This is a genomic window from Capnocytophaga sp. oral taxon 878 (genome assembly GCF_002999135.1).
GTDB lineage: Bacteria > Bacteroidota > Bacteroidia > Flavobacteriales > Flavobacteriaceae > Capnocytophaga.
In genome coordinates, this window is the sequence record NZ_CP027229.1 from 372,327 (window position 1) to 396,852 (window position 24,526).

Consider the following 24,526-nt stretch of genomic DNA (forward strand, 5'->3'; position numbering starts at 1 on the left):
AAGTTATCAATGAAAGGAATTATATTAGCAGGAGGATCGGGCACACGCCTTTACCCTATTACAAAGGGAGTTTCTAAGCAGTTACTTCCTATTTATGATAAACCGATGATTTACTACCCTCTATCGGTATTGATGCTTTCGGGTATTAGGGATGTATTAGTGATTTCTACGCCTCAGGACTTACCAGGTTTTGAGCGCCTGTTAGGTGATGGCTCTGATTTTGGTATTCGTCTTAGTTATGCTGAGCAACCAAGTCCTGATGGATTAGCACAAGCTTTTATCATAGGAGAAAAGTTTATAGGCGATGATGATGTATGCTTGGTATTGGGGGATAATATATTTTATGGGCAGAGTTTTACCCGAATGCTGACTCAAGCAGTAGATTATGTAGAGAAAGAGCGTAAAGCTACTGTTTTTGGTTATTATGTGAAAGACCCAGAACGTTATGGCGTAGCAGAGTTTGATAAAGAAGGTAATGTGCTTAGCATTGAGGAAAAACCAGCACAGCCCAAATCTAACTATGCTGTGGTGGGGCTTTATTTCTATCCTAATAAGGTAGTGGAGATTGCTAAGAATATCAGGCCTTCTACTCGTGGTGAACTAGAGATAACTACTGTTAATCAAGAGTTTCTGAATGATGGTGAACTAAAAGTACAACTCTTAGGGCGCGGTTTTGCGTGGCTTGATACGGGTACTCATGATTCACTTAGTGAAGCATCTAACTTTGTGGAGACCTTAGAAAAACGTCAAGGGCTCAAAATTTCTTGTTTGGAAGAAATAGCTTACCGCAAGGGCTGGATTACCGCTGAAAAACTGCAAGAACTGGCAAAGCCAATGCTCAAAAACCAATATGGGCAATATCTTTTGCAATTGATAAAGAACAATTAATGGATAATAAATCTTAATTCCTAATCCTTAACACTTAAATTATGGCAAAACTAAAAACAGCCTATTTCTGTCAGAATTGTGGCGCACAATATAGCAAATGGCAAGGGCAGTGTTACAGTTGCAAGCAGTGGAATACCATTGTGGAAGAAGTAGTGCAGAAAGATAGTACGCCTGCTTGGCAAGAAAAGGAGAGTTCTATAAAAAACAAAGCTTCTAAATACATTCCTATTTCGCAAATTGATACCCAACAGGAGGCACGCCTCAATAGTAATAACCATGAATTGAACAATGTGCTCGGCGGGGGGATAGTACCGGGATCGGTAACCCTTTTAGGTGGTGAACCAGGGATAGGCAAGAGTACACTTTTATTACAAATAGCACTCAATTTGCCTTATAAAACGTTATATGTATCGGGAGAAGAGAGTGAAAAACAGATTAAAATGCGTGCTGATCGTATTCCACATCAGTTAGATAATTGTTATATACTTACCGAGACAAAAACGCAAAACATTTTTCAACAAATAAAAGAACTTTTGCCTGAAATTGTAATCATAGATTCTATACAAACATTACAATCCGATTATATAGAGGCATCAGCAGGGAGTATTTCTCAAATTAGAGAATGTACTTCCGAATTGATTAAGTTTGCTAAAACAACTCATACTCCTGTAATACTTATTGGGCATATTACTAAAGATGGGCAAATAGCAGGGCCTAAAATATTAGAGCATATGGTGGATACCGTTCTGCAGTTTGAAGGTGATCGCAACCATGTCTATCGTATCTTGCGATCTCTGAAAAACCGCTTTGGCTCTACTTCTGAGCTTGGTATTTATGAGATGCTTAGCAATGGACTTCGCGAGGTAAATAACCCTTCTGAAATACTTATTTCTAAAACAGATGAGACTATTAGTGGTACTTCTATAGCAGCTACATTGGAAGGTATGCGTCCGCTAATGATTGAAATACAGGCTTTGGTGAGTACAGCTGTTTATGGTACACCCCAGCGCAGTACTACAGGGTTTAATGCTAAACGGCTGAATATGCTTTTGGCAGTACTTGAAAAACGTGCAGGATTTCGCTTAGGGGCTAAGGACGTGTTTCTGAACATTACTGGTGGTATTACTATTGACGACCCCGCTACAGATTTGGGTGTAGCTATGGCTATCCTATCCTCTAATGAAGATATTGCTATTGAAAAGGATGTATGTTTTGCTGGCGAAGTAGGATTAGGAGGGGAAATACGTCCGGTGCAGCGTGTAGAACAGCGTATTACTGAAGCTGAAAAGCTTGGATTTAATACTATATTTGTTTCTAAATACAACAAGATAGCCCTTAAGAATACTAAAATACGCATTGTGACTGTCGCTAAGATTGAAGATGCAATACAAGAATTATTTGGATAAGAAAGATACCTTATGCTAAAAAAACTCCTAAAAGATACCGTTATTTATGGCATAGCCACTGTGCTACCACGTGTGATTACTTTATTGCTTACAAGACTTTATGTAGATAAGCTTCCCACAGGTGATTTTGGTATCTATTCAGGTTTGTTTGTCTATCTTATCTTGGGTAATGTTCTATTGTCGTATGGAATGGAAACTGCTTTCTTCCGTTTTATGAATAAAGGAGAAAAGAAGGCAAAAGTACAATCTACTGCTCTCACGTCCCTTACAGTAAGTTCTTTACTATTTTTGCTTACAGCTTACCTTCTTAGAGATACCATAGCAGTTTGGCTTAACTATGATGTACAATACATAGTATTTGGTATTTATATTCTTGTTCTTGATAGCTTAGTAGTAATACCTTTTGCATGGTTACGTAATAAGGGTAAAGCTAATCTTTACGCTTTTCTTAAAGTAGGTAATACAGTTGTGAATATGGCTTTTAATATCTACTTTCTGAATTACCTCCCTGCGGATCAACTAGCTGATGGAGGAGGTGTGTATTATATCTTTTTAGCCAATGTTATTGCTAGCTTATTTACCTTCATAGCCTTACTGCCTATCTATCTAAAAATACGTTTTAGGTTTTCATATAACCTTTGGAAAGAAATGATGCTCTACGCCTTTCCTGTGCTTTTAGCAGGTATTGCCTTTTCAGTAAATGAAGGGTTTGATCGTGTATTTTTGCGTATGCTTCTTCCTCCTGATACGGCAGACGAAACTATTGGGGTCTACTCTGCTTGTTACAAAATGGGTGTATTTATGAATCTTTTTGTGTCAGCTTATAAACTTGGCATAGAGCCTTTTTTCTTTAGTAGTGCTCAAGATAAAAACGCTCCTAAAACTTATGCACAAATAACTGAATACTTCATTGTGTGTGGTGGTTTTATCTTATTATTTATTACAGTTTTTACAGATCTTTTTAAACGGATCCTTATACCCAATCCTTCATATTGGGAAGCCCTCTGGATAGTACCTATCATTCTTCTTGCTAACTTCTGTTCTGGTATTTACCAAAGCCTCTCTGTATGGTATAAAGTAACCGATCGCACCATGTTTGGTGCAATTGTATCCATTGTAGGTATGGTGCTTACTGTGTTTTTTAATTTTGCTTTAATACCTTTATTTAGCTACAAAGGTGCTGCTCTTGCCACACTTATTACCTATACTACAATGATGTTCATTTCGTATCACTACGGGCAAAAATACTATCCTATACCCTATAAAAAAAGGAAGATAAAAATCTTCCTTAGTATCAGTGTAGGCTTCTCATTTTTGAATTTTTATGCCTTTGGTAATAATGTTTATGTCGGGCTTTTCTTCTTGCTTTTTTATGCCTTTTTAGCTAGCTTTGTTATCAATTTGAAATCTATGCTAAAGCTGAAGAAGAACTAAATAACTTGATTTTTTCTTCTTCTTTACTACGCATCATTGTACTATCGGCATCTGTTTTATCCTTATAACCACATAGATGTAAAATACCATGCGAAAGTACTCGTAGCAGTTCCTGCTCAAAGGGTACAGTAAAGATGCTGGCATTCTCCTTCACTCTTTCTATGGAAATGTAAATATCAGCATTTAAAGTATTTCTTTCTGTATAATCAAAAGTAATAATATCTGTAAGTGTATCGTGCTGCAAATACTGCACATTAATTTTGTGCAAATACTCATCATTGCAAAAAATATAGTTAATATCACCTATTTTCTTTCCTTCTGATTTTGCTATTTCTTTTATCCATAATTTAAGTTCATTCTTCTTATAAGGCAATGTGAACGGAGTTTCATTAAAAAAAGATACCATATTTAGTTTTAGTTTTAAATCTGCCGCAAAAATACAAAACAATTCTTAATTGGCAATGAATAACTTCTAAACACTAATATACGTCAATTCCACTTTCAAGTGAAATTTCGCGTTTAAATCCTAGAGAATTATTTTGTATAACAATTTATCTAGGCCTAAGAATAAATATGATTTTCTTGAATTTTTAATATCTACAAAACGCCCCAAAAACTAAATTCTTTTAGTTTTTGGGGCGTAAAATAGTTCTGTATTAAAGATCTAGTTGTCAGAGTTTTCTTTATTCTAGCAACTAAAAATTAATATCTTATTTTTATATCTGATACTTCAATCCTATAATAAAAGTTCTCCCTGGTGAAATACTTGAATAAAAACTTGTTGTTTTTGTTACATAACCAAAAATGTTATTGATACCTGCTGTAAGAGTGAAATTGTACGGTAGCTTGCTGTGTAACTGCAAGTGCCAAGTACTGTAAGGTTCATAATAAGCGTATATTCTATCATTATTTGTATTAATATCATTAATGCGAGTAGCACTCACATACTTACCACTAAATATTATATTAGGAATGTACAACGCATCTGCCTTAGGAATATACTCAGCTTTTACAGTAAATGTATGTGGGCGGTTCTCTTCAGCACTATTACTGATATAGTAATAAGCATAGCTACTCTTTAGCCTTAATGCTTTAATAGGACGATAAGTAGCTGATACTTCTGAACTAATAATCTTAGTATGTCCTTTAAAATTAATATAACGAATAGTATCACTAGCCGATGTCCATCGATAAGAAATCTTATCTTTTACCGATGAGAACTGAGTCATAGCTGTAATATTAAGTTTTTTACTGTCAAAATCTACCGATAAATTGATGTTATCACTGCTTTCAGGCTTCAACTCTTTGTTCCCCATAATTTGGAATCCTCCACCCCAAGGGTGAAACCAATTTGTATAAAGTTCTTTAAGAGTAGGTGATCTGAATCCACTAGAATATCCTCCTCTAAAACTGAACTTATTTACTTTAAACATACCTGATAGGCGATAAGTCAAATGTTCTTTAAAAAGTGAATGATAATCAATACGTGCTCCAGTAACTAAAGTAAAAGAAGGAGTTATAGCCCATTCTTGTTGTGTAAAAAGAGTGTAGTTTTTGGCAGTTTCTTTAGCTTCAGTACCCGTATTGTTAAACCTGAAACTTAACAATTGGTCAGAAAAAACTTCAGTACCTCCTACCAATGAATGCTTCTCCCATATTTGTTGGTTATATTGGGCAGCAGCACGCCATATTGTGTTTTCGTAATTCTTCTCTTGCTCTTTTATCAGTCTATAATAGTTGAATTTGTCATATCGGTCAAAAGCTGCTGATAAACTTAGCTTTTTATTCTCAGAAAACTCTGTTTCTCCTTTAGCTGACATTGTGTAATTGTAGTAGCGATCTCTTACTTTTCTTGAAATTTCAGTCCCCTGATTACGCTCACTGAAGTAATAGTTAGGGGTAATTGTAATATTAGTTTTGGGTGAAATGTTTAAGCTAACTTTAGGTGTTACTCCATAAGTAGTAAAACCAGCGATGTTAAGTTCTCCTTTTTCAGCTTCTACCAAGTTGCCATTTTTATATGAGCGCAAGGGCTCACTATCTTTTAAAGTATAAGGCTCACGAAAGTTATAGAAAGAAGTAACCCGAATACTACCCCACTTTTGCTTGCTACCTATTCCTATATTTGTTTTATGGCTTTCAGAGCTTTCATATAAGTAACTTGCACTGCCCTCAAAAGCTTTTTTAGCATTCTTAGTAATAATATTAATCACTCCTCCTAAGGCGTTAGAGCCATACAATGATGATGTAGCTCCTTTAATAATCTCTATTCGTTCAATATTATCTAAGTCAATACGGTTATAGTCTATATTGTCAAAAGTTTCACCAGCCATACGTTCGCCATCTACCAAAAAGAGTACATATTTACCACCAAACCCCAGCATATTGATGTTAGGCATTCCTCCATCGTAAGTAAAGTTAATACCTGCAAATTCTGTTTCTAAAAATGATTGGAAGTCACTTGCTTGTGATTTACGAATATCATCAGCAGTAACAACCTGAACAGTAATAGGTACATCTTTCAAGTACTTTTGGGCACGAGTAGCTGTAACTATTACCTCCGATAGTTCTACCTTTTTATCGTCATTATCGGTTTGGGAAAAGCCTTGCCAAGCAAAAAGAGTAGTAAGCAAAGTGATAATAAGTGATTTTTGCATATAGAGTTTAATTTAGAAAAAAGAGGCTGCCCATATCTGAACAGCCCCTTAAAGCTATTATTAATAATATTAAAAATTACCGTCTTCTGATAGTTGGTACTGAAAAGTGAGATATATCGCTTTTGCTTTATCATTATAGCAATCTGTAAGTTGAAATTTTACATATTTACCATTAGCTCTTTTAAGAATATATACCCACTTAGTAGGACGATACACGCTTGGATATTTATCTGCTCCTTTATTTTCAGGAGCGATATGAATGGTACCCTCAGTAACACCAAAACCTCCAGTCATAAGGGCTGATAGTGAGGTAGTAACTGTTTGAGTATTAGGATACCCCATTAATACTTCCATAACAATATCTTTAGTATATCCTTCAGTAGGAGCTTTATTGATAGAAGCAAAATCAGTACTGTGAGTATTTAGAGCAGCTGCTTGTCCGCTTCCCGATGTGCCTCCATTAAGCTTTACCCAATAACTATTGAAAGCAATATCCCAATCACCAGTAGGGGTAGCAGTAGTAGCTACTCCATTTTCAAAAGAAAAGGTAACCCACTTTCCATTTACATCTAAGTTGGAAACACTCTTAACATTAGCAGGTAATTTAGGAGTTTCATCATCTTTGCTGCAAGAGGTAAGAGTAAAGGCTATAACTAAAACTGATAATAATAACTTAATTTTCATAGCTTTTATTATTTACTTTGCGTATCGCTTAGCTGATATTTCAGTTTAGGGAAATTTTCAGTTTTTTTACCACTAACTTCTTTGTAGAAGTCAGTTACTTGTACTTTAGCGTATTTACCATCAGCAGTTTTGATAATATATACCCAGTTATTAGGAGCATAAACACTACCCCATTTTTGCATATTAGCAGGGTTGATGTTTATAGTTCCTGTAGTAGAGCCAAAACCTCCTGTAAGCACTGGCGAAACATTTTCTTTAGTTTCTTTGCCTCCCATAGCTTTAAAGGTTACTTCTTTATCTTTTTCAAAACCTACTGTAATAGTTTCTTTTACACTTTCAAAATCTTTTGATTCAGTTTTAAGAGCTTCACCTTTTCCTTTTCCGTTTACTCCTCCATTAAGTTTTACATAGTATTCCTTGAAAGCTATATCCCAAGAAGTAGTATTGCTTTGGGTAGCACTTACTACAGAACCAGTAGCTAATGAAAAGTATTGCCAATCGGCAGTGGCATCTAATTGTATTTCAGCAGCTGCTTTAGTGAAGGTAAGGCTTACTTTTTCTACAGGAGCTTGTGAAGTAAGTGTGTCATATTTAAAAGTAAGATATCCTGTTTCTCCTTTAGAATTGGTATATTCAGTAATTTGAATTTTCACATAGCTGCCTTTTGTTGTTTTTATAACATACACATATTTAGTAAGATTAATATGAGGAGCATTACTGCCTTGGGCAGGAGGAGCATAATTGTAGAAACCTTTAGGGTCAGGATTCATTACAGTACCTGTAATAGCTTTATTAACCGAATTAGTTGTAACTGTAGGGGTGCTTTGCCCTTCTTTTGGCCTCCCATAGGTTGTAACTTCTTCATCTTTTTGGTAACCAGCACCCGGATATTGGGTAACAGCATCAAAATCTTTACTGCCAGTGTTCACTACTTCCACTCCACCAAGTCCCGAAGTTCCTCCATTAGTCTTTACATTATAACGATTGAAGGCTATGTCCCAATTATTACTCGTACGAGGGTTAGTAACAGCTACTTGTTTCCCTTCCGAGAAAGAAAAGTATGTCCATTCAGTTTGTGATGAAGCGTTCAATTCCTTTACTTCTTTAACATTTGAAGCAGGGGACTGTTCCTCATCTTTCTTACAAGAAGTTGTAAGTACCATCATCCCTACTAATAAGGTAGGAGCTAAAAATTTTAATCTCATAATATCGTTTGTTTTTAATTTGACGCCGCAAAGATACAACTTATTTAGAAATATACAAAATAATATTTATAAAAAATATAAAAAAGTGTTTTTGTATAGATTGTATAGATTAGACTGTTTTTTTTAATCAAACGTACGAAGTTTTCTACTTTCCCCTCTGTAGTAATTTCGTGCATTTGCTCTACTTTTCTAAAGCTACTTTTTAGCTTCAGAACAGACCATTTTTACTAACTATATAGTTAAACTTAGGATGCCCTCCTTTATTTTTATCATTTAAATAGTCCGTGAATTGAACTTTTACAAAATCACCATTTGCAGCTTTTAAAACATATACATACTTGTAAATTTCATAAGGGCTTCCTCCACCACTTTGCATTGCTTGGGGGTTATAAGTAACATAGCCTGTATTATTCTCACCTTTCATTCCTCCTGAAATTATTTTACAGAAGGTGCCTTCTATAGGTTTAGGGGGTATACCAAGTTGCATAGTACCTTTTTCATCTTTGGTGTAGCCTGTGGTAGGTGCTTCTTTTACATCATTCCACTGAGTTTTATCAGTTTTTAAAGCTTCGGCTTTACCACTTCCCGATGCACCACCATTTAATTTTACATAGTAACGATTGAAAGCGATATCCCAATCTAAGCTGGTAGTAGGGCTCGCTACCGATACTTCTTTTCCAGAAGAAAAAGAAAAGTATTTCCATTCATTTCCTGAAGAAGCATCAACAGTAGCTTCTTTACCATTTTTTACTGGAGCTTCATCTTTTTTGTCATCCTTACTACACGAAGTTGTAAGAGCCATCATTCCTGCTACTAAGGCACGAACTAAAAATTTTAATCTCATAATATTGTTTATTTTTTGATTCGACGCTGCAAAGATACATATTATTTAGAAACAAACAAAATAATGTTTAGAAAAAATATAAAAAAGAAGACTGCTCCATCTAGGAGCAGTCTTCTTTTACCTTGTTAGATTTAGAATTTCAAAATTCTAAATATGTCTGTCAATCACATAATTCACCATTAAAGTAAGAGCTTCTTTGTAATCTGAAGAAGGAAAATCATCCAAAATACTGAGGGCTTTTTGCTGAAACTCTTTCATCTTAGTAGTAGCGTACTCTAATCCTTTGTGCTTTTTTACAAAGGTTATTACTTCTTTTACACGCTTTTTATCCTTATTATGATTTTTTACCGAGTTAATAAGCCAATCTTTTTCCTCTTTGCTACAAGTGTTTAATACATAAATAAGCGGTAAGGTCATTTTTTGCTCTTTAATATCAATACCAGTAGGTTTTCCTATAGCTTCGTCAGTATAATCAAAAAGATCATCTTTTATTTGGAAAGCCATACCTATGTGTTCACCAAAAAGACGCATTTTCTCAATAAGTTCATTCTCTTCAGGCTGTACTGAGCAAGCTCCCATAGCACAGCAAGCAGCTATAAGGGTAGCCGTTTTTTGTCGTATTACCTCGTAATACACCTCTTCTACAATATCTAGCCTACGCGCTTTTTCCATCTGTAACAGCTCACCTTCACTCATTTCACGTACAGCTACTGATATAATGCGCAATAAGTCAAAATCACCATTGTCTATGGAGAGTAATAACCCCTTAGAAAGTAGGTAATCGCCTACTAATACAGCTATTTTATTTTTCCATAAAGCATTAATTGAGAAAAATCCTCGTCTCTTATTACTGTCATCTACCACATCATCATGCACAAGGGTAGCAGTGTGAATAAGCTCAATAACTGAAGCTCCGCGGTAGGTACGGTCATTTACCTGCCCTCCCGATAACATTTTAGCTACCAAGAACACAAACATTGGGCGCATCTGCTTACCTTTCCTATTTACTATATAATAAGTAATACGGTTTAACAGTGCTACCTTTGATGCCATAGCTCCTTGAAACTTCTTTTCAAAAAGCTCCATCTCTTGCCTTATAGGTTCTTTTATTTGAGCTGTTATTTTCATTACACAACCTCAGGGGTATTATTTTCAGTAGGCTTGTTATTAATAGCTGCCAACGCTTTTTCCTCATCATCCTCTTCGGCCGAATGAGCATCTTTATATTTGCGTTTACCAAAAATATTCTCTAAGTCATCTCGGAATATTACTTCTCGCTCTAATAACAAGTTCGCCAAAGTAGTAAGTTTCTCCTTATTTTCACTCAGTATAGTAATAGCTCTTTGATACTGTTCCTCAATAATTTTTGATATTTCTTCATCTATAAGGTGTGCAGTGCGCTCGCTATAAGGCTTAGTGAAACTATAATCTGCTTGTGATGAATCATAATAGGTAAGGTTACCTATCTTTTCATTAAGTCCGTAGATAGTAACCATAGCACGTGCTTGCTTAGTTACCTTCTCAAGGTCACTAAGGGCTCCTGTTGATATTTTATCAAAAATAACTTTCTCAGCAGCACGTCCCCCAAGGGCAGCACACATCTCGTCCAATATCTGCTCAGTACGTACTATTTGTCGCTCTTCAGGTAAGTACCATGCCGCTCCTAATGATTGTCCTCGTGGCACAATAGTAACTTTTATCAGCGGAGCAGCATATTGTAATAGCCAGCTTACGGTAGCGTGTCCTGCTTCGTGAAAAGCTATTGCTTTGCGCTCTTCAGGAGTAAGTATTTTGCTTTTCTTTTCCAAGCCCCCTACTATTCTATCTACTGCATCCAAGAATTCTTGCTTGCTCACAGCAGTTTTACCTTTACGAGCAGCTATTAAGGCAGCTTCGTTACATACATTAGCTATATCCGCTCCCGAGAAACCTGGCGTTTGTTTCGCAAGAAAATCAATGTCCAGTGTTTCAGCAGTCTTTATAGGTTTTAGGTGTACATTAAATATTTGCTTGCGTTCCGTTAGGTTAGGTAGTTCCACATATATTTGTCGGTCAAACCTACCTGCGCGCATCAATGCTTTATCCAAAATATCTGCACGGTTCGTTGCTGCCAATACTATCACATTAGTGTGTGTCCCAAAACCATCCATCTCAGTAAGTAACTGGTTAAGTGTGTTTTCACGCTCATCGTTAGCACCAGTCATCATATTTTTACCACGTGCACGGCCTATTGCATCAATCTCATCTATAAATATAATTGCAGGAGCTTTCTCTTTAGCTTGTTTGAAAAGGTCTCGCACACGTGAGGCTCCTACCCCTACAAACATCTCCACAAAGTCAGAACCCGATAATGAGAAGAAAGGCACTTGCGCTTCACCTGCTACAGCTTTAGCAAGAAGTGTTTTACCAGTACCAGGAGGCCCTACCAGTAAAGCCCCTCGTGGTATCTTACCTCCCAATGAAGTATATTTATCCGGATTTTTAAGAAAATCTACAATCTCTTGCACCTCTTCTTTAGCTCCTTCCAAGCCTGCTACATCTTGAAAAGTAACACGTATTTCTTTCTTCTCGTCAAACATACGTGCTTTACTCTTCCCTATGCTAAAAATACCACTACCGCCACCGCCACCAGCCATACGGCGCATAACATATATCCATGCTCCTATGATAAGAATTATAGGAAGAATAGAAAGCAATAAGTCCGAAAATACATTCTGTTCACTCTTGTTTTCGCGGGTCGTATCAAGGTTATTCTCTTTTACTATCTGGTCAAAACGGTTCTCAAAGTTACTCAAATCACCCAACTCAAAACGATATTGGGCTACTTGTTCAGCTTTGCTGCTTTGTGATACAGCATTACCATTAGGACGCACATCTTTGTGCTCTTCTTTCTTAAGAGCATCAGGGGTAAGGTATACAGTAGCTTCTTTCTTATTAAGGATAATAATCTTTGATACATCTCCATTACTTAAGTATTCCTCAAATTTAGCTTGCGGAATTTCTTTAGGCTGCCACCAAAGGTTAGCTCCCGTATAATATTGAAATCCTAACAGAATTGCCAGCAAAACAGCATAAAGCCAATAAGCTGAAAACCGATTTTTTTTCTTATTTTCTGCCATATTTAATACTTAGTTTCTATATTAATGATTTTAGCATCTCCCCAAAGCCCCTCAAGGTCATAATGCTCACGAATACGGTTTTGAAATACGTGTACCACCACATCTACATAGTCAATAAGTATCCATTCAGCATTAGCTTCTCCCTCTACGTGCCAAGGGTGCTGATGCCCTTCTGCTTGGCTTACTACTTTTTGTATTGAGCCCGAAATAGCTGCTACTTGGGTATTAGATCCCCCACTACAAATGATAAAATAATCACACACCGTGTTCTCTACCTCACGCAAATCGAGTATAGTGATGTCGGCTCCTTTAACCTTTTCAATACCAGCTATGATATTAGTAATCAGATGATTTGAAGATAATTCTTTATTCAATGTTCTAATGTTTTACAGTTTAATTAAAATATTCATATTAAAAAACGTGCAAAGATACAAAATAATTATCAATTTACAATTAACAAACAACAAAAAAGTATTTTTATTCCTCTTCACCACACCCTTTTTCATCATTTATACCCTCCCTGCTTAATCTTTTTCCTCACCCAATCCTTACCTCCCAATACCCAATCACTAACGCAATCCTAAGCACAAAAAAACTATCTTAAATTCTCCCCAAAAAATAAATATAACATCAATAAGGACTGAACGAACGAATAACGAAGGATAAACGAACTATAAACGAAGGATAGTTTGTCAACTAATGCAGCTCACTATATCACCAAAAGAAAATGTGATGAAAGATATGTAAACCCCGAGTTCCTCTAAAATAACTAAGAAAAACAGAAAAAACTGCTATTTTTTACCTCCAAAACAGAAAAATATCATATCTCATTTTTCCTGTACAATAAGCACAAAGCATAAAAAAATCTGTTTTTAAGACACAGTTTTAAATGTCTCAAAAACAGATTTTTATATTTCATTCCAAAAAGAACTCTTCTCTCTTATTTCTTATCTAAACGGAATAACCCCCGGAATACGCTGGCTAAAACTTCTAAGCCTAAAATCATCATTAGTATCTCCCGTTATTTTGAAAATATTTTTACCCACATTAGGTATAGTAGGGTAGTAGGCAAATGAAAACTGTATCGCCCCAAAAGGCAGATAGTCATTAGTAATATAAAACCCTACTGAAAATTTCGAATACAAATCAGGTTTAGCCAAAACAATACGCCCCTGCCCAATAAACCCCAAATCAGCCGATAAAAACGGACTAATACGAAAACCTATAAGCTGAAAAGGAGCATAAATCTGCGTTTGCGAAGTAATCATTAGCTTGCGCGTACCCTCCAACATATCGCTATGAAAGCCCGCTATACCATAAGGTTCATTTAGGCTTATCCTTTTCGGCTGATATACAAACTCATTAAGACCAACAGAGAACGAAGCTTTCAAAAACTCTCTAAAATGCCACCCTCCTATATTGAAAAGCCTTGTAAAATGAGTCGCATCACCCCTAATAACTATTTCCTTTAAGCCCCCATCCACTACAAAGCTACCCATCTCCAACCCTATCGAATAGTACCGCTTCTTACTGTAATAAGCGTTAGACCCACCTACCGATAAGTAAGGCAACAACCTACCATATCGCCATACCATCCCCGAGGTAAGAAATACCGAATGCCCCAAGCTCACATCTTCAATATCACCATTTCTAAAAATATATCTATCTTTAGCAAAGCTACTACTGTTCAAACTGAACTGCGTGAGCAATATGTTTTCATTGCCATAATAAGCATCAGTGTCAGGCCTTTCACTACTATTGCGGTAGAAACTAGTGTTGCGAAAGTTTATCCCTACTATAAAACTGTTAATATGATTGTTATAAGATTTTTGCAGAGGCGTAACCCAGCTTCCAAAAGCATTAAATGATTTATTTAAGTAAGTAGGCTCATAGTTAGGCGAAGGGGCTTCAATAGGCTCATTAAACTCTCGTTCCGTACGAATATCACGCATTTCATAGTACGATAAGTTACCCGACCATCGTGCTAAAGGCGAATACAACGGACGATTAATATGAATCGATTTGCTGAAATAGTTATGATAATCATTGTAGTAAGCAGCACGCACATTTATGTATGAATTTCGAATATTGCGCAATGCATAACTAAACCCTTTTCCATTATTAGCCAACCCCGAAAACGACTGCTGGTACGTAACCGATGCCTCGTGTCCTAAGCCAAAAAGGTTTCTTTCACTCAGCCGAGTCCACCCACGGCTACCCGTAAGGTCACCGTCAAAGTACATTGTCCAAGCATCCAGAACATTCACTTTCACATCTACCGAGTCCGATAACATACTTGTAGGAACCGCCTCTATCACTACCCTACGCACATAGCGTTGGTTTCTCAGTAGGCGCTCACTTTCACTCAGTAGCAAAGTGTCCAAAGCAGTATTTTGCTTAAAAAGCAATTGCCTTCTTACGGTTCCTTCACGTGTTTTAATATGCAAAGCATTCCCATAGCGTTCCCATCTATTGCTAGGCTGCTTGCTCAGGTCTTTCTCATCAAACCCAAAGGGGTCAAGAGTTGTAATAACAATGTTTCTAATTATTTTCCCCTGATAAGAAGATTTTTTAAGGGGATTAGGCGAAGTGGTAATTATTGTAGAAGTAACTGTAGCAGAGGTAGTAGTCCCTGTAGCAGTATGTTCTTCTACTACTATCAGGTGGTCAAGGTTTTTTGTAACTTTATGTGAGCGTAAGTAATTACGTATACGCTGATATAAAGTTTTATTCTTAGCTACCCGTTCAGGTTTTATAGGGCGTACAATAGTATCTTTTGTTTGTAATGTATCAACTGTTTGGGCAAAACTTAAGGGTATTGCCAAAAAGAAATACAATATGAACACAAAAGCTCTTATCATCGTCTTTTTTGCTGAAAAAAATCTTTAAGTAGTAAAGTTGCTTCTTCGGCCAAAACTCCTGTAGTAATTTCAGTTTTAGGGTGTAATTTTCCTCCCATAGCAGTATAGCCACGGTGGGTATCGGCAGCAGCATACACCAACCTACTTAACTGGCTCCAATACAAGGCTCCTGCACACATAGCACAAGGCTCCAATGTGAGGTACATAGTGCAGCCAGTAAGGTATTTACCTCCTAAATAGTGGGCAGCCATAGTAATAGCCTGCATTTCAGCGTGTGCTGTTACATCATTTAGCCGTTCTGTAAGATTATGCGCACGAGCAATAATCTTATTATCTATGGTAATAATTGCCCCTACAGGTATTTCGTCTTCGTCAAAAGCCAATTGGGCTTCTTCCAAAGCTCTTTGCATATAATAAATATCCTCTTGTGTCAAAATTTAAAAGTTTTATTTCTGAAATTCTCTTACCATTACTCTACTTCCTCTTTTAACTCATTTTCACTGAAAGAATATGCTTTCAGTTACTAAAATCCAATCTTTGTAGAATCTAAAAAACACTTTGGATATAAACCATCAAAATGTTTTCCTTCCCAAAGTTTTTCTTTTATTATCAGCATTCTATAAGTAACTAAAGAAAAAATAGCCAAAAGCTTTAATTTTAGTAAAAAAAGAGCAATAAAAAAATTACTTTAACAAAGCACAAAAACTTTGCCAAAGTAATTTTAATGTTAAATTCTGTGTTAGAAGTACTTACCCTTCCTCCTACAGAATTAGTTTTTTCTTCAAAAAGGAAATAATACTATTTTTTTCCAAATAAATTTCCTATGCCACCCATAATGTCGTCCATTACGCTGCCGTCTTTGTTCTTGTCTAAGAAAGAGGTAAGCATATCACTTATACTACCACCTTTACCTGAAAAGAACTGGCTAATCATAGGGGTTAGGTTTTGGAATATGTCGGTCACATTACTTAATGATACCCCTGTTTTCTCACTAATAGCGTTTAGGGTGCTGTTCTGTTCCTCACCAGTAAGTTTGTTCATAAGCTCTGAGCCATCGCTATTACCTACCATTGATTTTAACGAATCTATTACTGAGCTCACTTTATCGGTACCAATACCTGTTTTTTCGCTCAATCCGCTTACTAACTGCTGAAGGTTTTCACCTCCCAAAAAGTCTAAAATTCCTGCCATAATATATTATTTAAATAAGTTTACAATTTGTGCTGCCAGCTCATCACCTATACGGTCTTGTGCTTCAACGGTAGCTGCCCCTATATGCGGACTAAGTGATACTTGGTCGTGCATAAGTACTTGTATAGCAGGTACAGGCTCATTTTCAAATACATCCAATCCTGCAAAAGCTACCTTATGGTGTTCCATAGCGTGTAGTAGCTCTACCTCATTTAAGGCTCCACCACGTGCCAAGTTAATAACTCCTACACCATCCTTCATTAAGGCAAACTCTTGTGCATCTAGTACATAACCACCCTCTTGCGGACTGTTGTTTAAGGTGATAAAGTCAGCTTTGCTTAATACTTCTTCCTTGCTAACAGTTTTTATGTTGAAATTAAGTGTTTGCCCATCAAAAAATGAAAGTTCAATAGCTGCTTCATTTACTTTAGGGTCATAAGCCAATATTCTCATACCCAATCCAATAGCTATGCGTGCTACAGCTTGTCCACTTCTGCCAAATCCTATAATGCCTAAGGTCTTTCCGCGCAGTTCAGTACCATTGTTATATCTTTTCTTTAGTTCATTAAATTGGGTATCACCCTCCAAAGGCATATCGCGGTTTGAGTTGTGCAAAAAGCGCACTCCACTGAAAAGATGAGCAAATACCAATTCAGCTACCGAGTTAGCCGATGAAGCTGGAGTGTTAATAACATGTATATTTTTGTTTTTGGCGTATGCCACATCAATATTATCCATTCCTACGCCACCTCTTCCTATAAGTTTCAGTGTGGGGCATCCATCTATAATATCTTTGCGCACTTGGGTAGCCGAGCGCACCAGTAGTGCATTAATTTCATTCTTATTGATATAGTCAATAAGTTGGTTTTGTGCTACTTTGGTAGTAAGTACTTCAAAACCTTCTTTTTCCAAAGCCTCTTTTCCAGCTTCCGATATGCCATCATTGGCAAGTATTTTTATCGCCATTATTCTTTTAAAATTTTGTGTCTAATTTAATTTGCTAATCTCCTAATTACACCCCTCTTTGTACTACTTCAAAAATATGTTCTCCATCACATTTAAGAGTTTTAGAAGGGAATTTAAGTATCAACGCATAGTCGTGCGTAGCCATTAATATTGTCCTTCCCGATTTGTTAATCTCTTGTAGCACCTGCATTATTTCCACTCTAGTTTCAGGATCTAAGTTACCTGTAGGTTCATCTGCCAATATTAACTCAGGGTTGTTTAGCAGAGCACGGGCTATAGCCACTCGTTGCTGCTCACCTCCCGATAGTTCGTGAGGGTACTTAAAATCCTTTGTCTCCATCTTCACTTTAGCCAACACCTCGCCTATACGTTGCTTTATTTCTATTTTATCCGTCCAGCCTGTTGCTTTCAGTACAAAAGCAAGATTGTCATATACAGTGCGGTCTGTAAGCAGTTTAAAGTCTTGAAATACTATTCCTAACTTCCGGCGCAATAGGGGTATTTTGTCCTCATTCAGCTTTTTAAGGTTGAATCCAGCTACCTTCCCCTGTCCTTCTGTAAGGGGCAAATCACCATATAGCAATTTGATAAGAGAACTTTTGCCCGAGCCCGTTCTCCCGATAAGATACACCAATTCTCCTTTCCCAATCACTAAATTTACATTGGAAAGAATAAGATTGTTTTTCTGATATATTGATACGTCTTTTAACTGTAATATAGGGGTTTCCATTAATACTGATAATAAGCTACATTGGGTAAACTCATAATTTATCGCAAAGGTACAAAATAATTAACAATTAATCACCAACAATTAACATTTTTAACATTTTTCGGGTATTGGAAATAATAGAAATTAAAACCTCCTCCAAGTTTTATATACCCCAGCACCTTAACTACTAAAAAACAAATCAAACTCATCAATTACCGTTAAAAAACTTTCAGGCAGATAATCCAAGCGCACTTTAGTAACTATTTCAGTAGGCATATTTTTATAAAAAGCAGTAGCTATACCCCCAGTAATGCACGCAAGGGTATCACTATCTCCTCCTATCGATATAGCCAAGCGTATGGCACTTTCATAATCAGTGCTTTCCAAAAACGCTACTATAGCTTGCGGTACCGTTTCTTGGCAACTTTCATTGAACTGATAAGTACCGCGAATGCTATCAAGGCTAAATTCCAAATCATAACCAAAAAGGAGCTGTATGTGCTCCTTAATAGCCTCTTTACTGCTACCAGTCCGTGCTAAAAAAATAGCTACAGCAGTAGCTTGCGCTCCTTTAATACCTTCAGGGTGATTATGAGTTACTTCTGCCGTTTCTTGTGCTTTTTTCAGTACTGTTGGTAAGTCATTATAAGCAAAACCCACCGGACTTACTCTCATTGCCGAACCATTGCCCCAGCTATTGTAAGGGGCTGTAGGAGCGTCCTCCCTCAACCATCTTTCAAAACGCTCTCCATAGCCTCTATGCGGATATTGCTTGCCGTAATATAACATAGTCTCTCCAAAATCTTTATCGTGCAATATCGCATCAGCAATAGCTATGGTCATTACTGTATCATCAGTAAAAGTAGTCTCTTTGCCAAAAAGCGGGAACTTTGTAGTGTGTATATTGTTAAATTCATACACCGAGCCTATTACATCACCCGCTATAGCACCTAAAATGCTTTGTTTCATCTTTTTATGGTTTAGTTTATACCTTGTCTCAAAGTTTTCTTTTTAGTCCCAACACTCATAAAAATCCTAAAACTATAAGCCTTTATTTCTTGAATTTTTCAGGTATTGCAGCCCCTTTTTTCATATCAATAAGAACAATGCTTTTTACAGCTTTCTTCTTAGTATCTACTTGTTTGAGATAAAGAGCAAAATCTTTGCGATTCTCCTCCCATACCTCAATTTTTTCAATACCAATAGCCAAAGTTCCTAATTCCTCCTTCAAGGCTGTTGTATTCAGCAAGAAGTGGTCTTTTTTGTTAATCACCAATAAGGTAACATCTTTCTCTCCCAAGCTACTAAAATCAGTAACACTAACTTTCTGCTGCGCCATACCCACAACGCTCAATAGCATAACAGTCAAGGTAATCAATAATCTTTTCATCGTTTATTTAGTTTTTTAATGCAGGTACAAAAGTACAAATAATTAGCAAATAAGCAAGTTTAACCACCAAAATTTACCCCTTCATTTACTTTTCCTATTCAGTTATTATTACCAAGATTATGAATCCTTTATCTTTACTTTTTTGGATTGAAAAGAGAGTTCCCATTCACCTTACTTTCTGTATAATCGCTTTAAATATTTTTCATCAATTCTTGCTTTTTATTGCTAATTTTTCAATACAATCTCTTCTCTAATTATTTTCTACTTTGAATGTATAAAATACTGATAATCAATTTATTTGTGTCAAATGCTAACTTTATTTTCACCCTATTTTCACCTTAGGAAGCATATAGGATGAACGAAGGATAAACGAACTATAAACGAAGGATAAACCTTACTTTCTTGATTCTCAGTAGTCTATTTTCAAACCTCCTTTTTTGCGAAAAACGCAACAAATTACTCATTTTTCACTTTTATCTTTTATAGTAACTATTGTAGGCACTATGCCTCAAAAAATATATTTGCATTATTTTTTTCAATACAATGTAGTTCAGATTGATACTTTCGAGCTTACTTACTACTTCATATAAGCTAAAAGTGAAAAATAGCCTATTTTTTATTAAACAAAAAAATATTATAATTCTTCTTTGCTAATTAATAAATATTTTGTACTTTTGTAGCCTGAAAATAACCATTGATTGGTTGCCTAATACACCAATCATCTTAAAATAAATTAATTATATGAAAGTTACAGTAGTAGGCGCAGGTGCCGTAGGAGCAAGTTGCGCAGAGTACATTGCTATTAAGGATTTTGCTTCCGAAGTAGTACTAATCGACATCAAAGAAGGCTTTGCAGAAGGTAAAGCTATGGACTTAATGCAAACAGCTTCCCTTAACGGATTCGACACCCGTATCACAGGGGTTACTAACGACTATTCCAAAACCGCTGGTAGCGATGTAGCAGTAATTACATCAGGTATTCCACGCAAACCAGGTATGACTCGTGAAGAACTTATCGGTACCAATGCCAATATCGTAAAATCAGTAGTAGAACAGTTAGTAAAATACTCACCTAATGTAATCGTAATCGTAGTGAGTAACCCTATGGATACTATGGCTTATTTGGTACACAAAGCTACCAAATTACCTAAAAACCACATTATAGGTATGGGAGGTGCTCTTGATAGCGCTCGCTTTAAATACCGCTTGGCAGAAGCCCTAAATAGCCCAATCTCTGATGTTGATGGTATGGTAATCGCAGCGCATAGTGATAGCGGTATGCTACCACTTACCCGCTTAGCAAGCTACCGCGGTGTACCAGTAACCGAGTTCCTAAGCGACGAACGCCTTAACCAAGTAGCAGAAGATACCAAAGTAGGAGGCGCTACACTTACCAAATTGTTAGGTACTTCAGCTTGGTATGCACCAGGAGCAGCAGTATCAGCTTTAGTACAAGCTATTGCTTGCGACCAAAAGAAACTATTCCCTTGCTCAGTATTACTTGAAGGCGAATACGGACAAAAAGATGTATGCGTAGGAGTACCAGTAATTATTGGTAAAAATGGTATCGAAAAAATCGTAGAAGTAAAACTAACCGATGCTGAAAAAGCTAAATTTGCCGAAAGTACCGAAGCTGTACGTGAAGTAAATAAAGCATTAGCAGGAGTAATATAAGTTTATATTTCACCATTAATAAATAAAAAGGCTGCCTATTTAGGCAGCCTTTTATATTATAACTAATAATCAATTAATTAATCATTAATAGTTCTATCAGCTTGGTTATAAGCCCAAGGGGCTCCGTTGTTCTCTATATTTGTCATCATAGTATTCAGTTCAGTAGGCGCACTTGATTGTTCCATTACTAAATATTGTCGCATTTGCATAATAATACCCAACGGACTAATATTTATAGGGCAAGCTTCAGCACAAGCATTGCAAGTAGTACAAGCCCACACTTCTTCAGCAGTTATATAATCACCTAAAAGTTGCTTACCATCAGGTTCAAACGTGCTACCATTTTTATCAATATTACGACTCACTTCTTCCAATCGGTCACGAGTTTTCATCATAATAGCACGCGGCGAAAGCTTTTTACCAGTAAGGTTTGCAGGGCATTCATCAGTACACCTCCCACACTCAGTACAACTATAAGCATTCATTAGCTGTACCCAGGTAAGGTCTGTCACATCCGAAGCTCCAAACTTATCAGGAGGAGGTGTGTCCTGTGAGGTAGCAAAAGGATCAACATTAGGGTCTAACATCAGTTTAACCTCTCTAGTTACATCAGGGTTAAGAGGGGTAGCTCCTAAAGGACCCACAGAGGCATAATATGTATTCGGAAAGGCTAATAAAATATGTAGATGTTTAGAATAGTAAAGATAGTTTAAAAAGCATAATATTCCAATAATGTGTAACCACCAGCAAGTGCGTTCAATAATAATGAGAATATTTATTGGAAGATTTTGTAGAAGAGGTTGTAGCCATTGGCTTATAGGAAAAGCCCCAGCTTGTATATAGTTAGGTACTTGTAAAGTTTGTAAGCAAGCATCAGCAGCATTCATCAGTAAAAACAGAGTCATCATTAGCATTTCAGCATAAAGAATGTTGCTAGCATCACGCTTAGCCCACCCTTTAAGCTCTGTTTTCTGGAACCGAGCAATTTTCAATATATTTCTACGTACCCAAAAGATTACTACTGAAACAATAACCAAAAAAGCAAGTATTTCAAATGAAGCAATTAAAAAATTATAGGAAGCACCCAAACCCGCAAAAGCACGATGAGTGCCAAAAATGCCATCAGTAATAATTTCTAAAAGCTCAATATTAATAATTAAGAACCCTACATAAACTACAATATGTAATACAGCTACTATAGGACGAACCAACATCTTTTGCTGTCCTAAAGCTACCCGCAGCATATTTTTTAAGCGTTCTTTTTTATGATTAGAAGTATTTTCAGGTTTACCTAATCGTATATTACGAATAAGTTTGCGAAGGTTATAAACGAAAAAGCCTCCTCCTATACAGAGAAGTATCACAAATACGATGTTAGGAAGAAGGCTCATTTATTGAAGTATGTTATTATTCAGCTTTTTGCTCGTCTGTAGGTTCATATACTTTAGCTTTTTTGCCAAAGAGAGAGAAGTGTACATAGCGTTTTGGGTTTAAACGGAAGTCTTGTAATAAGAGTTCCAGTTGCTTAGCCGATTTATCTAAATCGTTGTAAAGAGCATCATCTTTAAGCAGTTTCCCTACAGTACCTTTGCCATTTTCTATTTCAGATAAAAGAGTGTTTAGGTTTGAGAGAGTATTTTGAGCATTTGTAATTACTTTATTAATATCAGCTTCTGAAAGGTCAGATGTTACTTTAGCAAGGTCTCCACTTATTTTATTAGCATTCTGTAAAGTATTGTGCAAAGAAGCTTGATTTGCAATAAGCATATTATTAAGGGTAACAGATGCTTGATTAAGATTGCGCATAGTATTACTTAGTTCAGTAATAGCATTTTTAAGGTCAGTAGTGGTTTTATTGTCTAATATTTTATTAACACCAGTAAGGGTAGTATCAGCTTGGTTTAATAGATGGTTTAGCTTTTCTTGGGTAGGTTTGATAGAAGAAGAAATAGAAGCTAACATATCCTCTTGAATACGAGCCTCAAGTACATCACCTGACACTGCAATAGGAGCATTATCAAAGGCAGGAATAATTTGTAATCCGGCTCCTCCTAGCAAACTATTGTAAAGCTCAGCAGTACTATTTTTAGAGAAAGTAAAATCGTCAGAGCATTCCATAGTTATCTTAATTTGGGCTGTTTTTTCTTCTAAAGAAACAGTTTCTACACTACCTACTTTCACTCCATTCACAGTGATTTGGGTACCAGTTTTTAATCCTCCTGAATGAGGGAAATAAGCGTAATAAGTATTAGTTTTATTAAATAATGATTTAGACTTCAAAAAGTTGAAGCCTACATAAAAAGCAGCAATACCTGCCACTACTATAATAGCTGTTTTTATTTCTCTAGATAATTTCATTAGTTCTTATTAATAATTTTACTTTTCTAACTGTTTAGCTTTTTGGATAGTAATGCGTTTCCCTTGATAAAAAGCTGTGATATAAGCATCTTTATACCCTTTTTTTTTTGCATTAGTAAGTAATACAAGAGCTTCTCGGTGTTTTAGAGCATTACCATAGTAATATACATATACACTTCCATCCTTTTCAACTGAAATAGGAGATAGCCCTTTAAAATTAAAACTTTTAGCTTCTAAACGCTTAGGGCTAGATGATATTTGTATTTTATAACTTAAATTTTTAGTTGTATGGTTATTCGTTGTGTGTTTTTCAGGATGTATTCTATCTCCTTCTGATTGTACAGAAACACTCTCGTTAGGCGAGATATAACTACTTTTTCCTTGTACCCATTTTTTATATTCTAAGATGGCAGTAGCAATATTTTCGGCAAACTCATCTTGCCCTTTAGCTGAGGTAAGAAACTTGCGCTCCTCGTTATTAGTAAGAAAAGCAGTTTCAATGAGAATACTAGGCATATAGGTTTGATGTAAGACAATAAAACCAGCTTGTCGTACACCACGATTAGAGCGTTTCATTACACTAGTAAGCTGATTTTGAACTATTTTAGCTAACTGAATACTTTGCTCTAAAAACTCTTCCTGCATAATAGAAAGGCCTATGAGAGATTCAGGGGAGTTGATGTTGTATTTAGCATATTTCTTCTCATAGTTATCTTCCATATAGATTACGGAGTTTTCAGCTTTAGCTACTTCAAAGTTCTGCTCATTGGCATTCAACCCTAGAACATAAGTTTCAGCTCCTCCTACTTGAGTTTCGTGGGCATTACAATGGATAGAAACAAAAACATCAGCTTTATTCCTGTTGGCAATAGCTCCACGTTCGTAAAGGTCAATAAGTTCATCAGTTTTACGAGTATAGATAACTTTAATGTCAGGATAGGCTTCTAATTTCTTACCAACTAATAAGGCTATTTTTAGAACTACATCTTTTTCGTAAATAGTTTTATTTACTACTTTACCAGGGTCTTTACCTCCATGTCCAGCATCTAAAACCACTTTGAAAACAGGTATTTTCTGAGCATATCCTACTGCCGACACTACATATAGTACCCCAAAAAGTATATAATGTAAAAGTTTCAT

Annotated in this window: 22 protein-coding genes; 4 read left to right on the top strand and 18 right to left on the bottom strand. The window is 36.2% G+C overall.

Going from position 1 to position 24,526, the window contains the following annotated elements:
- Positions 1 to 9 precede the first annotated feature (9 nt).
- The 3 genes from rfbA to C4H12_RS01610 are packed head-to-tail and all read left to right on the top strand — an operon-like array spanning position 10 to position 3,728.
- A complete protein-coding gene (rfbA, locus tag C4H12_RS01600) occupies positions 10 to 888 on the top strand; it encodes a glucose-1-phosphate thymidylyltransferase RfbA (RefSeq protein WP_106097364.1) in 879 nt (292 codons plus the stop codon).
- A 41-nt stretch (positions 889 to 929) separates the two neighbouring features.
- On the top strand, positions 930 to 2,294 hold the full coding sequence (gene radA / locus C4H12_RS01605) for a DNA repair protein RadA (protein ID WP_106097365.1): 1,365 nt from the start codon (positions 930 to 932) through the stop codon (positions 2,292 to 2,294).
- 12 nt (positions 2,295 to 2,306) lie between these two features.
- Positions 2,307 to 3,728, top strand: coding sequence for an oligosaccharide flippase family protein (locus C4H12_RS01610; protein WP_106097366.1), 1,422 nt, complete (start codon positions 2,307 to 2,309; stop codon positions 3,726 to 3,728).
- Here C4H12_RS01610 and ybeY read toward each other — a convergent pair.
- The 15 genes from ybeY to C4H12_RS01685 form a co-directional block, all read right to left on the bottom strand.
- The gene (ybeY, locus tag C4H12_RS01615) at positions 3,703 to 4,134 is read right to left on the bottom strand and encodes an rRNA maturation RNase YbeY (RefSeq protein ID WP_106097367.1); all 432 of its coding nucleotides are present in this window, start codon (positions 4,132 to 4,134) and stop codon (positions 3,703 to 3,705) included. The two genes, C4H12_RS01610 and ybeY, sit on opposite strands and share 26 nt — an antisense overlap.
- A 310-nt stretch (positions 4,135 to 4,444) precedes the next feature.
- The gene (locus tag C4H12_RS01620; protein WP_106097368.1) at positions 4,445 to 6,385 is read right to left on the bottom strand and encodes a TonB-dependent siderophore receptor; all 1,941 of its coding nucleotides are present in this window, start codon (positions 6,383 to 6,385) and stop codon (positions 4,445 to 4,447) included.
- 69 nt (positions 6,386 to 6,454) lie between these two features.
- Positions 6,455 to 7,069 (bottom strand): HmuY family protein, encoded by a 615-nt coding sequence (locus C4H12_RS01625; protein ID WP_106097369.1) that lies wholly within the window; start codon positions 7,067 to 7,069, stop codon positions 6,455 to 6,457.
- 8 nt (positions 7,070 to 7,077) lie between these two features.
- A complete protein-coding gene (locus tag C4H12_RS01630) occupies positions 7,078 to 8,274 on the bottom strand; it encodes an HmuY family protein (protein WP_106097370.1) in 1,197 nt (398 codons plus the stop codon).
- Positions 8,275 to 8,482: 208 nt separating this feature from the next.
- Positions 8,483 to 9,118: an HmuY family protein gene (locus C4H12_RS01635; protein ID WP_106097371.1), complete on the bottom strand. Its 636-nt coding sequence runs from the start codon at positions 9,116 to 9,118 to the stop codon at positions 8,483 to 8,485.
- A gap of 147 nt (positions 9,119 to 9,265) precedes the next feature.
- Positions 9,266 to 10,246, bottom strand: a complete 981-nt coding sequence (locus C4H12_RS01640) for a polyprenyl synthetase family protein (RefSeq protein WP_106097372.1) — start codon at positions 10,244 to 10,246, stop codon at positions 9,266 to 9,268.
- Positions 10,246 to 12,237 (bottom strand): ATP-dependent zinc metalloprotease FtsH, encoded by a 1,992-nt coding sequence (gene ftsH / locus C4H12_RS01645; protein ID WP_106097373.1) that lies wholly within the window; start codon positions 12,235 to 12,237, stop codon positions 10,246 to 10,248. The genes C4H12_RS01640 and ftsH overlap by 1 nt, the downstream gene beginning before the upstream one ends.
- 2 nt (positions 12,238 to 12,239) lie before the next feature.
- Positions 12,240 to 12,611: a ribosome silencing factor gene (gene rsfS, locus C4H12_RS01650; RefSeq protein ID WP_106097374.1), complete on the bottom strand. Its 372-nt coding sequence runs from the start codon at positions 12,609 to 12,611 to the stop codon at positions 12,240 to 12,242.
- Between the two features lie 573 nt (positions 12,612 to 13,184).
- On the bottom strand, positions 13,185 to 15,098 hold the full coding sequence (locus C4H12_RS01655) for a hypothetical protein (protein ID WP_106097375.1): 1,914 nt from the start codon (positions 15,096 to 15,098) through the stop codon (positions 13,185 to 13,187).
- Positions 15,095 to 15,508 carry a nucleoside deaminase gene (locus C4H12_RS01660; protein WP_106097376.1) on the bottom strand — a complete coding sequence of 138 codons (414 nt, stop codon included), beginning with the start codon at positions 15,506 to 15,508 and terminating at the stop codon, positions 15,095 to 15,097. The genes C4H12_RS01655 and C4H12_RS01660 overlap by 4 nt, the downstream gene beginning before the upstream one ends.
- A 388-nt stretch (positions 15,509 to 15,896) precedes the next feature.
- Positions 15,897 to 16,289 (bottom strand): DUF937 domain-containing protein, encoded by a 393-nt coding sequence (locus C4H12_RS01665; protein ID WP_106097377.1) that lies wholly within the window; start codon positions 16,287 to 16,289, stop codon positions 15,897 to 15,899.
- Positions 16,290 to 16,295: 6 nt separating this feature from the next.
- Complete coding sequence (locus tag C4H12_RS01670) at positions 16,296 to 17,255, bottom strand: D-2-hydroxyacid dehydrogenase (RefSeq protein WP_106097378.1); 960 nt, start codon at positions 17,253 to 17,255, stop codon at positions 16,296 to 16,298.
- Between the two features lie 46 nt (positions 17,256 to 17,301).
- Positions 17,302 to 17,985, bottom strand: coding sequence for a cell division ATP-binding protein FtsE (locus C4H12_RS01675; RefSeq protein WP_106097379.1), 684 nt, complete (start codon positions 17,983 to 17,985; stop codon positions 17,302 to 17,304).
- Positions 17,986 to 18,144: 159 nt separating this feature from the next.
- On the bottom strand, positions 18,145 to 18,933 hold the full coding sequence (locus tag C4H12_RS01680) for an ADP-ribosylglycohydrolase family protein (RefSeq protein WP_217352118.1): 789 nt from the start codon (positions 18,931 to 18,933) through the stop codon (positions 18,145 to 18,147).
- Positions 18,934 to 19,015: 82 nt separating this feature from the next.
- Positions 19,016 to 19,354, bottom strand: a complete 339-nt coding sequence (locus C4H12_RS01685) for a hypothetical protein (RefSeq protein ID WP_106097380.1) — start codon at positions 19,352 to 19,354, stop codon at positions 19,016 to 19,018.
- A gap of 741 nt (positions 19,355 to 20,095) precedes the next feature.
- Here C4H12_RS01685 and C4H12_RS01690 point away from each other — a divergent pair.
- Positions 20,096 to 21,028 carry a malate dehydrogenase gene (locus C4H12_RS01690; RefSeq protein ID WP_106097381.1) on the top strand — a complete coding sequence of 311 codons (933 nt, stop codon included), beginning with the start codon at positions 20,096 to 20,098 and terminating at the stop codon, positions 21,026 to 21,028.
- A 77-nt stretch (positions 21,029 to 21,105) separates the two neighbouring features.
- Here the strand turns inward: C4H12_RS01690 and C4H12_RS01695 are convergent, their stop codons facing one another.
- The 3 genes from C4H12_RS01695 to C4H12_RS01705 are packed head-to-tail and all read right to left on the bottom strand — an operon-like array spanning position 21,106 to position 24,526.
- On the bottom strand, positions 21,106 to 22,419 hold the full coding sequence (locus C4H12_RS01695; protein WP_106097382.1) for a (Fe-S)-binding protein: 1,314 nt from the start codon (positions 22,417 to 22,419) through the stop codon (positions 21,106 to 21,108).
- Positions 22,420 to 22,435: 16 nt separating this feature from the next.
- On the bottom strand, positions 22,436 to 23,386 hold the full coding sequence (locus tag C4H12_RS01700) for an MlaD family protein (RefSeq protein ID WP_106097383.1): 951 nt from the start codon (positions 23,384 to 23,386) through the stop codon (positions 22,436 to 22,438).
- 18 nt (positions 23,387 to 23,404) lie between these two features.
- Positions 23,405 to 24,526, bottom strand: coding sequence for an N-acetylmuramoyl-L-alanine amidase (locus C4H12_RS01705; RefSeq protein ID WP_106097384.1), 1,122 nt, complete (start codon positions 24,524 to 24,526; stop codon positions 23,405 to 23,407).

Bases quoted from the DNA above. Each gene is read 5' to 3' on its own strand.
- rfbA (WP_106097364.1), top strand. From the start codon at position 10: ATGAAAGGAATTATATTAGCAGGAGGATCGGGCACACGCCTTTACCCT.
- radA (WP_106097365.1), top strand. From the start codon at position 930: ATGGCAAAACTAAAAACAGCCTATTTCTGTCAGAATTGTGGCGCACAA.
- C4H12_RS01610 (WP_106097366.1), top strand. From the start codon at position 2,307: ATGCTAAAAAAACTCCTAAAAGATACCGTTATTTATGGCATAGCCACT.
- ybeY (WP_106097367.1), bottom strand. From the start codon at position 4,134: ATGGTATCTTTTTTTAATGAAACTCCGTTCACATTGCCTTATAAGAAG.
- C4H12_RS01620 (WP_106097368.1), bottom strand. From the start codon at position 6,385: ATGCAAAAATCACTTATTATCACTTTGCTTACTACTCTTTTTGCTTGG.
- C4H12_RS01625 (WP_106097369.1), bottom strand. From the start codon at position 7,069: ATGAAAATTAAGTTATTATTATCAGTTTTAGTTATAGCCTTTACTCTT.
- C4H12_RS01630 (WP_106097370.1), bottom strand. From the start codon at position 8,274: ATGAGATTAAAATTTTTAGCTCCTACCTTATTAGTAGGGATGATGGTA.
- C4H12_RS01635 (WP_106097371.1), bottom strand. From the start codon at position 9,118: ATGAGATTAAAATTTTTAGTTCGTGCCTTAGTAGCAGGAATGATGGCT.
- C4H12_RS01640 (WP_106097372.1), bottom strand. From the start codon at position 10,246: ATGAAAATAACAGCTCAAATAAAAGAACCTATAAGGCAAGAGATGGAG.
- ftsH (WP_106097373.1), bottom strand. From the start codon at position 12,237: ATGGCAGAAAATAAGAAAAAAAATCGGTTTTCAGCTTATTGGCTTTAT.
- C4H12_RS01655 (WP_106097375.1), bottom strand. From the start codon at position 15,098: ATGATAAGAGCTTTTGTGTTCATATTGTATTTCTTTTTGGCAATACCC.
- C4H12_RS01660 (WP_106097376.1), bottom strand. From the start codon at position 15,508: ATGCAAAGAGCTTTGGAAGAAGCCCAATTGGCTTTTGACGAAGACGAA.
- C4H12_RS01665 (WP_106097377.1), bottom strand. From the start codon at position 16,289: ATGGCAGGAATTTTAGACTTTTTGGGAGGTGAAAACCTTCAGCAGTTA.
- C4H12_RS01670 (WP_106097378.1), bottom strand. From the start codon at position 17,255: ATGGCGATAAAAATACTTGCCAATGATGGCATATCGGAAGCTGGAAAA.
- C4H12_RS01675 (WP_106097379.1), bottom strand. From the start codon at position 17,985: ATGGAAACCCCTATATTACAGTTAAAAGACGTATCAATATATCAGAAA.
- C4H12_RS01680 (WP_217352118.1), bottom strand. From the start codon at position 18,933: ATGAAACAAAGCATTTTAGGTGCTATAGCGGGTGATGTAATAGGCTCG.
- C4H12_RS01685 (WP_106097380.1), bottom strand. From the start codon at position 19,354: ATGAAAAGATTATTGATTACCTTGACTGTTATGCTATTGAGCGTTGTG.
- C4H12_RS01690 (WP_106097381.1), top strand. From the start codon at position 20,096: ATGAAAGTTACAGTAGTAGGCGCAGGTGCCGTAGGAGCAAGTTGCGCA.
- C4H12_RS01695 (WP_106097382.1), bottom strand. From the start codon at position 22,419: ATGAGCCTTCTTCCTAACATCGTATTTGTGATACTTCTCTGTATAGGA.
- C4H12_RS01700 (WP_106097383.1), bottom strand. From the start codon at position 23,386: ATGAAATTATCTAGAGAAATAAAAACAGCTATTATAGTAGTGGCAGGT.
- C4H12_RS01705 (WP_106097384.1), bottom strand. From the start codon at position 24,526: ATGAAACTTTTACATTATATACTTTTTGGGGTACTATATGTAGTGTCG.